The organism is Azoarcus sp. DD4 (assembly GCF_006496635.1).
Taxonomy (GTDB): domain Bacteria; phylum Pseudomonadota; class Gammaproteobacteria; order Burkholderiales; family Rhodocyclaceae; genus Azoarcus.
Map to the genome: position 1 here is coordinate 2,048,780 of NZ_CP022958.1, position 13,982 is coordinate 2,062,761.

Below are 13,982 nucleotides of genomic sequence, written 5' to 3' on the forward strand. Positions count from 1 at the left end.
CTTTCATCATGATGAAGCAACTACAGAACACGTCCCATCTGTTCGGTGCCAATGCACCGTTCATCGAAGAACTTTACGAGAATTACCTCGCTGATCCGGCTTCGGTGCCGGAGGCCTGGCGGGCCTATTTCGACAACCTGCAAAGCCAGGCCGGTGCCGCAGTGCGCGACGTCGCCCATGGTCCGGTCATTGCTGCTTTCGAGCAGATGGCCAAGCGTGGTCCGGTGCGTACCGTGGTCGCCGCAGGCGGCGAGGACAAGCTGCAGGTCGCGACTCTGCAGTTGATCAACGCCTACCGCTTCCTCGGCAACCGCTGGGCCAACCTCGATCCGCTCAAGCGTACCGAGCGCCCGCAGATCGCCGAACTCGAGCCGTCCTACTACGGTTTCACCGAAGCCGATCTGTCGAAGAGCTTCAACGTCGGCTCCTTCCATGGCTTCTCGACCGAGCACGCCAGCCTGCGCGAGATCCTTGAAGCGGTGCGCCAGACCTACTGCGGCTCGATCGGCTCGGAATACATGTACATCTCCGACATTCAGCAGAAGCGCTGGATTCAGAGCCGCCTGGAGAGCGTGCGCGGCACGCCGAAGTTCACCGCCGAGAAGAAGCGCCGCGTGCTCGAACGCACCACCGCGGCCGAGACGCTCGAACGTTACCTGCATACCAAGTACGTCGGTCAGAAGCGCTTCTCGCTGGAAGGTGGCGAATCGACCATCGTGGCGATGGACGAACTGATCCACGTCGGCGGTACCTTGGGTGCCCAGGAGATCGTCATCGGCATGGCCCACCGTGGTCGTCTGAACGTGCTGGTGAATACGCTCGGCAAGTCGCCGAAGATGCTGTTCTCCGAATTCGAGGGCAAGGCTGCGGCCGACCTGTCTGCCGGCGACGTCAAGTATCACCTTGGCTTCTCCAGCGACGTCATGAGCCCGGGCGGCCCGGTCCACCTGACCCTGGCGTTCAACCCGTCCCACCTCGAGATCATCAACCCGGTGGTAGAAGGTTCGGTCTATGCGCGCCAAGTCCGCCGCAAGGATACCGAGAAGAGCCAGGTCATCCCGGTGCTGATCCACGGCGACGCCGCGGTTGCCGGGCAGGGCGTCAACCAGGAGATGCTGAACTTCTCGCAGACCCGCGGTTACGGCACCGGCGGCACGGTGCACATCGTGGTGAACAACCAGATCGGCTTCACCACCTCCGATCCGCGCGACTACCGTTCCTCGCTGTACTGCACCGACATCTTCAAGATGGTCGAAGCGCCGATCTTCCACGTCAATGGCGACGATCCGGAAGCTGTTGCCTTCGTGACCGCGCTGGCAGTGGAATTCCGTCAGCAATTCAAGAAGGATGTGGTGGTCGACATCGTCTGCTACCGCAAGCTCGGCCACAACGAGCAGGACGAGCCGATGGTCACCCAACCGCTGATGTACCGCAAGGTCCAGCAGCATGCGGGTACGCGCAAGCTCTACGCCGACCGTCTGGTTGCCGAGGGCACGCTGAAGGCCGACGAGCCGGATCGCATGATCCAGGAATACCGCGAACACCTCGACAAGGGCGAGTTGCTTTACAACCCGGTGCTGTCGGGCCACAACCGTCAGTACTCGGTCGATTGGACCCCCTTCCTCAACCAGCCTTACACCGACGAGGGCGACACCGCGATCCCGACGCAGGAGATCAAGCGCCTGTCCGAGCGCCTGACCGCCATCCCCGAGACCTTCACGCTGCACTCGCGCGTCAAGAAAATCATCGAAGACCGTGCTGCGATGGGCCGGGGCGAGCTGCCGCTCGACTGGGGCATGGGCGAGAACCTCGCCTACGCTTCGCTGCTGGCGCAGGGTTACGCGGTGCGCATTTCCGGTGAGGACGTGGGCCGTGGGACCTTCTTCCACCGCCATGCGGTGCTGCACGACCAGAAGCGCGAGCGTTGGGACGAAGGGACGTACAAGCCGCTCGAACACATCCAGGACGGCCAGGCCGGCTTCCAGTGCTTCGACTCGGTGCTGTCGGAAGAAGCGGTGCTTGGTTTCGAGTACGGCTACGCGACTGCGGAGCCGAATGAGCTCGTGGTCTGGGAGGCCCAGTTCGGCGACTTCGTGAACGGCGCGCAGGTCGTGCTCGACCAGTTCATCAGCTCCGGCGAGTCGAAGTGGGGTCGCCTGTGTGGCCTGACCATCATGCTGCCGCACGGCTACGAAGGCCAGGGCCCGGAGCACTCCTCCGCCCGTCTCGAGCGTTTCATGAACAACGCAGCGGAGAACAACTGGCAGATCTGCGTGCCCACCACGCCGAGCCAGATCTTCCACCTGCTGCGCCGCCAGATGCTGCGTCGCGTGCGCAAGCCGCTGATCATCATCACGCCGAAGTCGCTGCTGCGTCACAAGGAAGCGATCTCGTCGATGGACGAACTGGCGAACGGCCGCTTCCAGACCGTGATCCCGGAAGTCGAGAAGCTCGATCCGAAGAAGGTCAAGCGCGTGGTGCTGTGCCAGGGCAAGATCTACTACGAACTCCTGGCCCACCGCCGCGAGAACAAGATCAAGGACACCGCGCTGGTCCGCATCGAGCAGCTCTATCCCTTCCCCGCCGAAGCCTTCGCCGCCGCGATCGCGCAGTTCCCGAATGCCAAGGAAGTGGTGTGGTGCCAGGAAGAGCCGCGCAACCAGGGGGCCTGGTACTGGCTGGCCTCGCGTCAGCATCTGGTGAACGTGCTCGGTCCCAAGCACAAGCTGCTGCTGGTCAGCCGTCCGGCCGCCGCGTCGCCCGCGGTCGGCTACTACGCCAAGCACAATGCACAGCAGAAGGCGGTCATCGAGAACGCCTTTGGTCCGATCCAGGACTGAGTGACTGCCGCCGGGCCGTCGCAGGACGGCCCGGCACGCTCCTTCGGGGGCGAACGCCCTGCGGGCAGCGGCTCGCTTGAGTCGCGCCGAATAACAACGCAAAACTCCGAACGATAACGGGAGAGATTTCCATGCTGATCGAAGTGAAAGTGCCGCAGTTGTCCGAATCCGTGTCCGAAGCCACGCTGGTGACCTGGCACAAGAAGGAAGGCGACGCGGTAACGCGCGACGAGAACCTGATCGACATCGAGACCGACAAGGTCGTGCTCGAAACCCCGGCGCCGGCCGACGGCGTGCTGGTCAAGATCATCAAGGCCGATGGTGGTACCGTCACCTCGGGCGAGCTGATCGCCCAGATCGACACCGAAGCCAAGGCCGCCGCTGGTGGCGCCAAGGTGGCCGAGCCGGTGCAGGCGGTGACCCCGCCGCCGGCTGCTGCTGCGCCGGCCGCCGCAGCGGGCGCTGCCAGCCCGGCCGCGCGCAAGATTCTCGACGAGAAGGGCATTGCCGCTGCCGACGTGGCCGGTTCCGGCCGTGGTGGCCGCGTGACCAAGGAAGACGCAGTCGCCGCCAGCGCCAAACCGGCCGCCGCTGCCGCCCCGGCGGTCGTGATCGCCGGCGAGCGTCCGGAAGAGCGCGTGCCGATGACCCGCCTGCGCGCCCGCATCGCCGAGCGTCTGCTTCAATCGAAGAACGAAAACGCCATCCTTACCACCTTCAACGAGGTGAACATGGCGCCGGTGATGGCGCTGCGCAAGCAGTATGGCGACAAGTTCGAGAAGGCACACGGCGTGCGTCTGGGCTTCATGGGCTTCTTCGTCAAGGCCGCGGTGGCTGCGCTGAAGAAGTTCCCGATCCTGAACGCTTCGGTCGACGGCAACGACATCGTCTACCACGGCTACATCGACATCGGCATCGCTGTCGGTTCGCCGCGCGGTCTGGTCGTGCCCATCCTGCGCGACGCAGAATCGATGTCGATCGCCGATATCGAGAAGAAGATCGCCGAATTCGGCCAGAAGGCCAAGGACGGCAAGCTGTCGCTGGAAGAGCTCTCCGGCGGCACCTTCTCGATCTCCAACGGCGGCGTGTTCGGCTCGATGCTGTCGACGCCTATCATCAACCCGCCGCAGTCCGCCATCCTCGGCATCCACGCCACCAAGGACCGTCCGGTGGTCGAGAACGGCCAGATCGTGATCCGCCCGATCAACTACCTGGCGATGTCCTACGACCACCGCATCATCGACGGCCGCGAAGCGGTGCTCGGCCTGGTGACGATGAAGGAAGCGCTGGAAGATCCGGCCCGCCTGATCCTCGACGTCTAAAACACGTAGTCGGGGCGCATTCCGCGGGGCAGCGTGCTGCCCCGCCGGCGTGCGCCCCGTTTTTCTGCAAGGGAGTTTTCAATGTCCAAAGAATTCGACGTTCTCGTCATCGGCGGCGGCCCCGGCGGCTACGTCGCGGCCATCCGCGCGGCCCAGCTCGGTTTCAAGACCGCATGCTGCGAATCAAATCCCTATGCCGACCCCAAGGGCGAACCGCGTCTGGGCGGCACCTGCCTCAACGTCGGCTGCATTCCGTCCAAGGCGCTGCTGCACACTTCGCACCTGTTCGAGGAGGCCGGGCACAGCTTCGCCGACCAGGGCATCACCGTCGGCACGCCCAAGATCGACGTCACCAAGATGATCGCCCGCAAGAGCGGCATCGTCGACCAGCTCACCGGTGGCATCAAGGGGCTGTTCAAGAAGAACAAGGTCACCCTGCTCAACGGCCACGGCTCCTTCGTCGCGCAGGCGGCGGGCGGCTGGCAGGTCAAGGTCGGCGACGAAGTCGTCACCGCCAAGCAGGTCATCGTCGCCACCGGCTCCAAGGCGCGCCATCTGCCGGGAATCCCGGTCGACAACAAGCTGGTCTGCGACAACGTCGGCGCGCTCGACATCGACGCGGTGCCGAAGAAGCTCGCCATCATCGGCGCCGGCGTGATCGGCCTGGAAATGGGTTCGGTGTGGCGCCGCGTCGGTGCCGACGTCACCGTGCTCGAAGCGTTGCCGGACTTCCTCGGCGCCGCCGACCAGGACGTCGCCAAGGAAGCGCTCAAGGTCTTCACCAAGCAGGGTCTCAAGATCCAGCTCGGCGTCAAGATCGGCGAAGTCAAGACCGCCAAGAAGGGCGTGTCCATCGCCTACACCGACAAGGACGGTGCGGAGCAGAAGCTCGATGCCGACCGCCTGATCGTCTCGGTAGGCCGCGTGCCCAACACCGACGGCCTAAACGCCGAAGCGGTGGGACTCAAGCTCAACGAGCGCGGCATGATCGAAGTTGACGGCCACTGCCGCACCAACCTGCCCGGCGTGTGGGCGGTGGGCGACGTAGTGCGCGGCCCGATGCTGGCGCACAAGGCGATGGAAGAAGCGGTGATGGTCGCCGAGCTGATGGCGGGCCAGGCCGGCCACTGCAACTTCGACACCGTGCCCTGGGTGATCTACACCAGCCCGGAAATCGCCTGGGTCGGCAAGACCGAGCAGCAGCTCAAGGCCGAAGGCGTCGCCTACAAGGTCGGCAAGATCCCCTTCCTGGCCAACGGCCGCGCGCTCGGCATGGGCGAACCGACCGGCTTCGTCAAGATGATCGCCGACGCCGCCACCGACCGCATCCTCGGTGTGCACATCATCGGCGCCAACGCCTCGGAGCTGATCTCCGAAGCCGTGGTGGCGATGGAGTTTGCCGGCTGCAGCGAAGACCTCGCCCGCATCTGTCATGCCCACCCGACCTTGTCGGAAGTGGTGCACGAAGCGGCGCTGGCCTGCGACAAGCGGCCGTTGCACTTCTGATTCACGCGTAAGCGCTTGGGTTTGCCGCGCCGTGGGGCGCGGTGGGCAGAACGGGCGGGTGTCGGCGACACCCGCCCGTTCTCTATTTCAGGCGTCCCGCTTCTGACGGGTCCGGCGCCGCGGCGCCGGCGTGTCGGCCGGCAGCGTGTGTGCGGGGCGCTCTTCCAGCAGCAACGGTGCTGGTGGCAGGCCGAACTGCTCGGCAACGCGCTTGTAACGTTGCTGGAAGGTGTCGCCGAGGTCGCCACGCGCACGTGCCAGGGAGTAGGCCGTGTCGAGTGCCAGCCGGCGCAGTTCGGCGGTCGGGAGCAGGGCGCTCAGGCCGGCGAGGGTGCGGTCTTCGTCCAGCAGGAAGAGCAATGCCTGGCGCTTGAGCGTGTGCTTGAGGTCCGCCACCGCTCCTGTGGCCGACAGGCCGGCGTGCTGAAGCTCCTGGCGCAGCAGGTTGAATGGCCGTTCGTCGAAACCGAGCATGTCCGGCTTGGTGTAGAAGATGGTGCGGACCAGGCCGTCGAGCGCCGTGCCACTTTCGAAGTCTTCCGCCAGCACACGGCGCTGCAGGTTGCGGAACTCGTCTTCCATCCAACTGTGCGCCTGCTCGCGCCGGCGGCTGACCGTGTTGTTGCCCAGGCCGCTGAGGGCACGCACCAGCGGTGCCTCGTAGATGGTGGTGAACACCTGCTCCTGCATCAGGTCGCGGGCGTCGCGGTAGCTGTCGAGCACATGCTCGATGCCTTCCGATATCTTGTGCTCCAGCGCAACGAAGGGATTGTCCTCGGCAGCAGGCACCCGCTTGTGCTGGATGAGGCCGGCGATAGGGCCGAGCGGCCACAGCAGCGGATTCGCGTCGGAGAACCACAGTCGCTCGAAGCGTGCCGGGTTGAGATTGCGCAGGGTTTCGGCGAGAAATTCGTTGCTTGCAAGCTTGAGCCAGGGGGACACGAAAGTGTCGTAAAGCCCCTGATTGATCTCCGACACGCGCTTGACCACCTCGAACGCACGTTCGTCGTCGCGTCCGTCGTCCAGCGCCAGGATGTCGCTGATGTTGCGCGGCTCGAAGCGGACATGGAAACGGCCCTGCACGTATTCCCGTCCGGCCATGTCCGGCTGGGTGTCCTCGATCACCGCCTCGTAGAGACCGGGCGGCAGGATGTCGATCAGCTCCAGCGTGCCGACCAGCTTGTCGGTTTCCTTGCGGGCGACCGCACCCGACACGAAGATGCCGAGGTGGCCGATCTTCTCGTGCAGGCAATAGACGATGGTCTGCTCGTTGAGGCGGATGTCCTCGACGCTGTCGTACAGGTCGGGAATCCAGTTCAGGGCTTGCTGCGGCGGCGTGATGTTGTCGCCCCAGGATGCGAACACGATGATGGGCGACCGGATGTTGCGCAGGTCGATCCGCGTCTTGCCGCTGGACGACACGATCTCGCCGGCAGTCAGGCGGTTGCCGACGAAGAGGTTCTGGGTGATCCAGTCCATTTCCTCCCTGTTCAGCAGGAAGTGACCGCCCCACCAGCGCTCGAACTCCAGGAAGCGTTCGCGTTCCTCATCGACGCGGGCGAACAAGTTGTAGGACTTGCTCCAGAAGGTGTTGGCCGGATTGAGCAATTCGAAGTTGTTGACCAGATAGGCACCGTCGAAGCGGCCGTTGCCGAGGTCGCCGACCAGCGAGGCCAGCCACGTGCCGCCCATCAGACCGCCGGTGTAGCGCATCGGATTCTTGCCGCGTACGCCCGCCCAGTAGGAGATCGGCGAGCCGGCAAGCAGGATGGGGCCGACCACCCTGGGTGCGGCTGCAGCCAGCATCATCAGGGCCCAGCCGCCCTGACAGTTGCCGATCACCAGCGGTGCGCTGGCCTCGGGGTGCATGGCATTGACGCGGGACAGAAAGGCATATTCGGCCTTGGCGACCGATTCGATGGTCTGCCCCGGTTCAGGCGTGGGGAAGAACATCACGAAGTAGCAAGGATGGCCCTGACGCATCGCGATGCCGATGCCGCTGTCTATCTTGAAGCCGCCGATGCCCGGACCGTGGCCGGCGCGCGGGTCGATGACGACGAAAGGGCGCTTGGCCGGATCGGTCGCGGGGCAGTCCGTCGGCGGATGGATGCGGGCGAGCGCATAGTTGGCCGGATCGGGCAGGGCGCGGCCGTCCATGATGATCTCGTAGTCGAATGCCAGCACAGGTGGTTTGCCGGAGCGGCTGTGCTCCAGATACTGGTTGCCGCGTTCGCGCAGGACGTCGGCGAACAGCAGTTGGCGTTGCCAGCGGTCGTAAAGATACTCCGCCGCGGCGGTGAAGCCGCTGGCCTGGTAGCGAAGCAGTTGCCGAACGCCGGCAAGCGCGGCGGACAGCGTGGTCAGGGCAGGCAAGGTGGGGACGACGGGCGACAGGACTGGATACACGGGCAGGTCTCCGAAGGACGGCAGGCGGGGCGTACCTGCATGCGCAATATGGAAAAAGACGTATGTTGCGTTGCAGCATAGCGCCGGGGAGAAACCACGGCAAGCGCTGTTGCATAGCGGAAATCGGCGCCCGACTTGCACTACAATCTCGGCTTCGATTCGAGCCACCGCGGCCGAACGCGGGGTGTCGGTCCGGTCCCGCGGCGGTACCGCCCAAGACCATGCCCCATCGCACCCTCAAAGTTTCCGAACACGGCGTGCTGGACGCCTACGAGGCCCAGTTGCGCGCCCGCGGTTTCAAGTCCGATCCGGCGCAGCGCGCCGCGATGCAACGCCTGCAAAAGCTCTACGGCGAACTGCTCTGTTTCAAGGTCGCCCGCAGCAGCACCTTGCGCCGCATGTTCTCGCGGCCCGACATGCCACGCAGTGTGTATTTCTGGGGAGGTGTCGGCCGCGGCAAGAGCTTCCTGATGGACTGCTTCTTTGATGCGGTGCCCTACAAGCGCAAGCGCCGGGTGCACTTCCATGCCTTCATGCAGGAGGTGCAGAACGATCTCAAGAACCACAACCACGAACCCGATCCGCTGCAGAAGGTGGCCGACCGCATCGCGCGCGAGACCCGCCTGCTGTGCTTCGACGAGTTCCACGTGTCCGATATCGCCGACGCGATGATCCTCGGCCGCTTGCTCGAAGCCCTGTTCGTCCGCGGCGTCATCTTCGTGATGACCTCGAACTACCCGCCCGACGGTCTCTACCCCAACGGCCTGATGCGGGTGAACTTCCTGCCGACCATAGAGATGATCAAACGCCGCTTCGACGTCGTCGAGGTGGACCACGGCACCGACTACCGCCTGCGCACGCTGGAGAAGATCGAGATCTTCCTGGTGCCGGCCGATGCCGAATCGGACCGCAAGATGAAGGACGACTTCCGCCGGCTCGCTGCGAGCGACGGCACGACCGGCGAGATCGCGCTCAACGAGCGCAAGCTGCCGGTTATCCGCCGCGCACCGGGGGTGATCTGGTTCGATTTCGCCACGCTCTGCGGCGGGCCGCGCTCGCAGAACGATTACCTCGAGATCGCGCGCGAGCATCACACCCTGTTCCTGTCGGCGGTGCCGAAGATGTCGGCCGGCAACGCCTCCGAAGCGCGCCGCTTCACTTGGCTGATCGATGTGCTCTACGACCACCGCGTCAAGCTCATCCTCAGCGCCGAGGTGGAGGCCTACGAGCTCTACACCGAGGGCCACAATGCCCACGAGTTCGTGCGCACGGTCAGCCGCCTGATGGAAATGCGCACCCGCGAATACCTCGCCGAGGCGCACCGGGTGGAGTAGGACTGCACCGATGTCCGACCTTGACCCGCTGTTCGCCCCCGACGGCCCGCTGGCGCAGGCGGTGCCGGGCTTTCGCGCGCGGCCGCAGCAGATCGAGATGGCCGGCCGCATTGCCGAGGCCATCCGGGGCCATCGCATTCTCGTTGCCGAGGCGGGCACCGGCACCGGCAAGACCTACGCCTACCTGGTGCCGGCGCTGATGGCGGGCGGCAAGGTCATCGTGTCCACCGGCACCAAGACCTTGCAGGATCAGCTCTTCAATCGCGATTTGCCCACCGTGCGCGCGGCGCTCAAGGTGCCGGTGACGATCGCGCTGCTGAAGGGCCGTGCCAACTACGTCTGCCCCTACCATCTCGCCCGCAACGAACGCGACGGCCGCTTCCTCACCGCGCAGGACGCCGCCGACCTGCGTGCGATCTCACGTTTCGCCAAGATCACCCAGAGCGGCGACAAGGCCGAGTGCACCGAGGTGCGCGAGGATTCCGCCGCCTGGATGGCGGCTACTTCCACCCGCGACAACTGCCTCGGCCAGGAATGCCCCGACGTCAAGGAGTGTTTCGTGATGGCGGCGCGTCGCAATGCGATGGAGGCCGACGTGGTGGTGGTGAATCATCACCTCTTTTTCGCCGACGTGATGCTGCGCGACGAAGGAATGGGCGAGCTGCTGCCGGCGTGCAACGCAGTGATCTTCGACGAGGCGCACCAGCTGCCGGAAACCGCCAGCCTGTTCTTCGGCGAAACCGTGTCCACCGCCCAGGTGCTGGAACTGGCGCGCGATACCCGTTCGGAAGGCGTGGCCGCGGCGCGTGATTGCGTCGCACTGATCGACGACACCCGCGCGCTGGAGAAAGCGGCGCGCGACCTGCGTCTGGTGTTCGGCGCCGAGCCGGCACGGCTGTCCGCCGCGCAGGCGGCCGAGAAGGCGGAGTTCGACAAGCAGCTGGGCGCGCTCACCGAGGTGCTGGATCACTTCCACGCCATCCTCGACACCCAGGCCGAGCGTTCCGAGGGGCTGGCCAACTGCCTGCGCCGTACCCAGGAGATGAGCGAACGTCTGGCGCGCTGGCGCAATCCGGAAGAGAAGGATCTGATCCGCTGGGTCGAGGTCTTCAGCCACTCGCTGGCGCTCAATGCCACGCCGCTGCATGTGTCGGACGTGTTCCGCCGCCAGCTCGAAGGCCATCCGCGCGCCTGGATCTTCACCTCGGCCACGCTCGCGGTCGGTCAGGACTTCGGCCACTACTGCCGCGAACTCGGGCTGGCGTGGATGGATCCGCCGCCGATGACCGCGGTGTGGGGCAGCCCGTTCGATTACGCCGAGCAGGCCTTGCTGTATGCGCCGCAGGCCATGCCGGAGCCGAATTCGCCGGACTATGCGGACGCCGTGGCGCGTACCGCGCTGCCGCTGATCCGTGCCGCGCGCGGCCGTAGCTTCGTGCTGTGCACCTCGCTGAGGGCGATGCGCCGCATCCATGAACTGATCGCCGACGGTCTGGAGCGCGCCGGCGACAAACTGCCGCTGCTGCTGCAGGGCGAAGGTTCGCGCACCGAGCTGCTGGAGCGTTTCCGGCGCCTGGGCAACGCGGTGCTGGTGGCGAGCCAGAGCTTCTGGGAAGGCGTGGACGTGCCGGGCGATGCGCTATCGCTGGTGGTGATCGACAAGTTTCCCTTCGCGCCGCCGGACGATCCGGTGCTGGCCGCGCGCGTCGAGCACATGCAGAAGCAGGGCCTCAGTCCTTTCATCCATTATCAGCTGCCGCGCGCGGTGATCAGCATGAAGCAGGGCGCCGGCCGCCTGATCCGTACCGAGCGCGACCGCGGCGTGCTCTGCATCTGCGATCCGCGCATGCTCACAAAATCCTACGGCAAGGTGATCTGGCGCAGCCTGCCGCCGATGAGCCGCACCAAGGACGAGGCGGTCGCCGTGGCCTTCCTCGAAAAGCTGCCGCCGCCGAAGGCCTCGCCCGACCAGCACGACTCGTAGCCAGAGCCGGCGGGCGTCCCCGGGGGGAGCCGATCGCGGCGCCTTGTTGTATGCTCCCTGCCTCGAACAATGAGACGCCCCTGCGGCGCGCCTTCGATGAAAGTATTCGGCATCGCCGGTTGGTCAGGCTCGGGCAAGACGACCCTGCTCGAGAAACTCATCCCGGAGTTCACCCGCCGCGGCCTGCGTGTGTCGGTGATCAAGCATGCGCACCACGGTTTCGATCTCGATCGTCCCGGCAAGGATTCATTCCGTCATCGCGAGGCCGGAGCCACCCAGGTGCTGATGCTGTCGGGTGAGCGCTGGGTGCTGATGCACGAACTGCGCGGTCGTGCCGAGCCGACGCTGGAAGAGCAGCTTGCGCTGCTCGCGCCTTGCGACATTGTGCTGATCGAAGGCTACAAGGCCGCCGCGGTGCCCAAGGTCGAGGTTCACCGACCGAGCCACGGCAAGCCGCCGCTGTGGCCGGAGAACCCCCACGTGGTGGCAGTGGCCACCGATGCCGACATCGACTGCCCGCTGCCGCGCCTGCCCTTGAACGACGCCGCGGCGGTCGCGGCCTTCATCATCGATTTCCCGGACAAACCATGAACGCCAGCATGCTCAGTTTCGACGACGCCCTGCAGCAACTCCTCGGCTACGCCCGGCCGGTGCGCGAGATCGACGAGGTCGACACCATGGTCGCCGCCGGGCGGGTACTTGCGGTTACCCAGCATTCCCCCATTGCCCAGCCGCCGATGGACAACTCGGCGATGGACGGTTACGCCGTGCGCGTGGCGGACGTGCCAGCCGCCGGAACCCGCTTGCCGGTGAGCCAGCGCATTCCGGCCGGTAGCAGCGCGCATCCGCTCGCGGCGGGCACAGCCGCGCGCATCTTCACCGGTGCGCCGGTGCCGGAGGGTGCGGACGCGGTGGTGATGCAGGAGTTCTGCGAGCACGACGGTGACAGCGTCGTGGTCAACCGGGTGCCGCGTGTGGGCGAATCGCTGCGCCGCGAGGGCGAGGATATTGCTGCCGGTGCAGTCATCCTGCCCGCCGGTACGCGCCTGCGACCCCAGGAAGTGGCTCTGGCGGCCTCGGTCGGTCTGGCCCAGCTGCCTGTCTATCGCCGTGTCAAGGTGGCGATGTTCTCCACCGGCAGCGAACTCGTGATGCCGGGCGAAGCCTTGCCGCCGGGTGGTATCTACAATTCCAACCGCTTCATGCTGCGGGCGCTGCTCACCGGGCTGGGCTGCGAAGTCAGCGATCTGGGCATCGTGCCCGACAAGCTCGACGCCACCCGCGCGACCCTGCGCGAGGCCGCCCAGGGGCACGACCTGATCCTTACCAGCGGCGGTGTGTCGATGGGCGAGGAGGACCACGTCAAGCCTGCGGTGGAGGCCGAGGGCAGCCTCGACATGTGGAGAATAGCGATGAAGCCGGGCAAGCCGCTCGCCTACGGCAAAGTGCATGGCGCGGCCTTCATCGGGCTGCCGGGCAATCCGGTATCCAGCTTCGTCACCTTCCTGCTGATGGTGCGGCCTTTCCTGCTTGCCACGCAGGGTGTGAGCGAGACCGCGCCGCTGGCATTGAGCCTGCGTGCGGATTTCGATTGGCCGCGGCCGGACCGCCGTCGCGAATTCCTGCGCGCCCGCATCAATGCCGAAGGCGGCGTCGAACTCTTTCCGAACCAGGGGGCGGCAGCGCTGGGCTCCACGGTGTGGGCCAGCGGACTGGTGGACGTACCGGCCGACACACCGATCGCGCGCGGCCAGACGGTCCGCTTCCTGCCCTATGGCGAATTGCTCTACTGACTATACTGATTCCATGAACGTGAAGATCCTCTATTTCGCCAGCTTGCGCGAAGCGGTCGGTACCGCAGCGGAAGAATTCGCACTGCCCGTCGGCGGTGTCACGGTGGGCGCCCTGCGCAGCGAACTCGCCGCGCGGGGAGAAGGCTGGCGGGCGCTGGCGGCAGGCCGCAATGTGCGGGCAGCGGTGAACCAGCGCATGGCCGGACCGGATGTCGAGCTGCGGGCGGGTGACGAAGTGGCCTTCTTCCCGCCGGTGACCGGAGGCTGAGCGATGTCGGTCAGCGTGCAGGAAGCGGATTTCGACGTCGGTGCGGAGATCGCGGCACTGAGCAGCGGAAGCAAGGATATCGGTGCGGTGGCCAGCTTCGTCGGTCTGGTGCGCGATGCGAACGACGGTAGTGGCGTGTCGGCGATGACGCTGGAACACTATCCCGGCATGACCGAGCAGGCGCTGGAAGCCATCGTGGCCGAGGCGCAGCAGCGTTGGCCGCTGAACGCGGTGCGCGTCATCCATCGCTACGGGCGTCTGCTGCCGGGTGATCGCATCGTTTTCGTCGCGGTGGCGGGGGCGCACCGCGGCGAGGCGTTTGCCGCATGCGAGTTCGTCATGGATTACCTCAAGACCCGCGCGCCGTTCTGGAAGCGCGAGGAGACACCCGAGGGCGCACGCTGGGTCGATGCGCGGGAGACCGACGACAGTGCCGCTGCGCGCTGGTCCGAAAACTGGGACGAAGTCGAGCAACGACGCTGACCCGGTCGACACAAAAAACGGCGCCCGCGGGCGCCGTTCTGCATGC

General features: G+C 65.8%; 10 protein-coding genes. 9 read left to right on the forward strand and 1 reads right to left on the reverse strand.

Features of this window, described 5'->3' with window-relative positions; all coding sequences use genetic code 11:
- Nucleotides 1–8 precede the first annotated feature (8 nt).
- From CJ010_RS09575 to lpdA, 3 genes are all read left to right on the forward strand, one after another.
- Nucleotides 9–2,840 (forward strand): 2-oxoglutarate dehydrogenase E1 component, encoded by a 2,832-nt coding sequence (locus tag CJ010_RS09575; RefSeq protein WP_141017824.1) that lies wholly within the window; start codon nucleotides 9–11, stop codon nucleotides 2,838–2,840.
- 131 nt (nucleotides 2,841–2,971) lie between these two features.
- Nucleotides 2,972–4,162 (forward strand): 2-oxoglutarate dehydrogenase complex dihydrolipoyllysine-residue succinyltransferase, encoded by a 1,191-nt coding sequence (gene odhB / locus CJ010_RS09580; protein WP_141017825.1) that lies wholly within the window; start codon nucleotides 2,972–2,974, stop codon nucleotides 4,160–4,162.
- A gap of 81 nt (nucleotides 4,163–4,243) precedes the next feature.
- Nucleotides 4,244–5,668, forward strand: coding sequence for a dihydrolipoyl dehydrogenase (gene lpdA / locus CJ010_RS09585; RefSeq protein WP_141017826.1), 1,425 nt, complete (start codon nucleotides 4,244–4,246; stop codon nucleotides 5,666–5,668).
- An 87-nt stretch (nucleotides 5,669–5,755) separates the two neighbouring features.
- Here lpdA and CJ010_RS09590 read toward each other — a convergent pair whose 3' ends face one another.
- Nucleotides 5,756–8,074, reverse strand: coding sequence for a DUF3141 domain-containing protein (locus tag CJ010_RS09590; protein WP_240794545.1), 2,319 nt, complete (start codon nucleotides 8,072–8,074; stop codon nucleotides 5,756–5,758).
- 221 nt (nucleotides 8,075–8,295) lie between these two features.
- Between CJ010_RS09590 and zapE the strand changes: the two genes are divergently transcribed.
- From zapE to moaE, 6 genes are all read left to right on the forward strand, one after another.
- The gene (gene zapE, locus CJ010_RS09595; protein ID WP_141017827.1) at nucleotides 8,296–9,408 is read left to right on the forward strand and encodes a cell division protein ZapE; all 1,113 of its coding nucleotides are present in this window, start codon (nucleotides 8,296–8,298) and stop codon (nucleotides 9,406–9,408) included.
- 10 nt (nucleotides 9,409–9,418) lie between these two features.
- Nucleotides 9,419–11,392 (forward strand): ATP-dependent DNA helicase, encoded by a 1,974-nt coding sequence (locus CJ010_RS09600; RefSeq protein WP_141017828.1) that lies wholly within the window; start codon nucleotides 9,419–9,421, stop codon nucleotides 11,390–11,392.
- A 96-nt stretch (nucleotides 11,393–11,488) separates the two neighbouring features.
- On the forward strand, nucleotides 11,489–11,983 hold the full coding sequence (gene mobB / locus CJ010_RS09605) for a molybdopterin-guanine dinucleotide biosynthesis protein B (RefSeq protein WP_141017829.1): 495 nt from the start codon (nucleotides 11,489–11,491) through the stop codon (nucleotides 11,981–11,983).
- Nucleotides 11,980–13,185, forward strand: coding sequence for a gephyrin-like molybdotransferase Glp (gene glp / locus CJ010_RS09610; protein ID WP_141017830.1), 1,206 nt, complete (start codon nucleotides 11,980–11,982; stop codon nucleotides 13,183–13,185). Before mobB ends, glp begins: the two co-directional genes overlap by 4 nt.
- A 13-nt stretch (nucleotides 13,186–13,198) precedes the next feature.
- A complete protein-coding gene (gene moaD, locus CJ010_RS09615; protein WP_141017831.1) occupies nucleotides 13,199–13,453 on the forward strand; it encodes a molybdopterin converting factor subunit 1 in 255 nt (84 codons plus the stop codon).
- Nucleotides 13,454–13,456: 3 nt separating this feature from the next.
- Entirely contained in the window at nucleotides 13,457–13,936 is a 480-nt protein-coding gene (moaE, locus tag CJ010_RS09620; protein ID WP_141017832.1) for a molybdopterin synthase catalytic subunit MoaE, read from the forward strand.
- Nucleotides 13,937–13,982: the final 46 nt, after the last annotated feature.

Excerpts from the sequence above, each read along its gene's own strand:
- glp (WP_141017830.1), top strand. The coding sequence starts at position 11,980 with ATGAACGCCAGCATGCTCAGTTTCGACGACGCCCTGCAGCAACTCCTC.
- lpdA (WP_141017826.1), top strand. The coding sequence starts at position 4,244 with ATGTCCAAAGAATTCGACGTTCTCGTCATCGGCGGCGGCCCCGGCGGC.
- mobB (WP_141017829.1), top strand. The coding sequence starts at position 11,489 with ATGAAAGTATTCGGCATCGCCGGTTGGTCAGGCTCGGGCAAGACGACC.
- moaE (WP_141017832.1), top strand. The coding sequence starts at position 13,457 with ATGTCGGTCAGCGTGCAGGAAGCGGATTTCGACGTCGGTGCGGAGATC.
- CJ010_RS09600 (WP_141017828.1), top strand. The coding sequence starts at position 9,419 with ATGTCCGACCTTGACCCGCTGTTCGCCCCCGACGGCCCGCTGGCGCAG.
- moaD (WP_141017831.1), top strand. The coding sequence starts at position 13,199 with ATGAACGTGAAGATCCTCTATTTCGCCAGCTTGCGCGAAGCGGTCGGT.
- odhB (WP_141017825.1), top strand. The coding sequence starts at position 2,972 with ATGCTGATCGAAGTGAAAGTGCCGCAGTTGTCCGAATCCGTGTCCGAA.
- CJ010_RS09575 (WP_141017824.1), top strand. The coding sequence starts at position 9 with ATGATGAAGCAACTACAGAACACGTCCCATCTGTTCGGTGCCAATGCA.
- zapE (WP_141017827.1), top strand. The coding sequence starts at position 8,296 with ATGCCCCATCGCACCCTCAAAGTTTCCGAACACGGCGTGCTGGACGCC.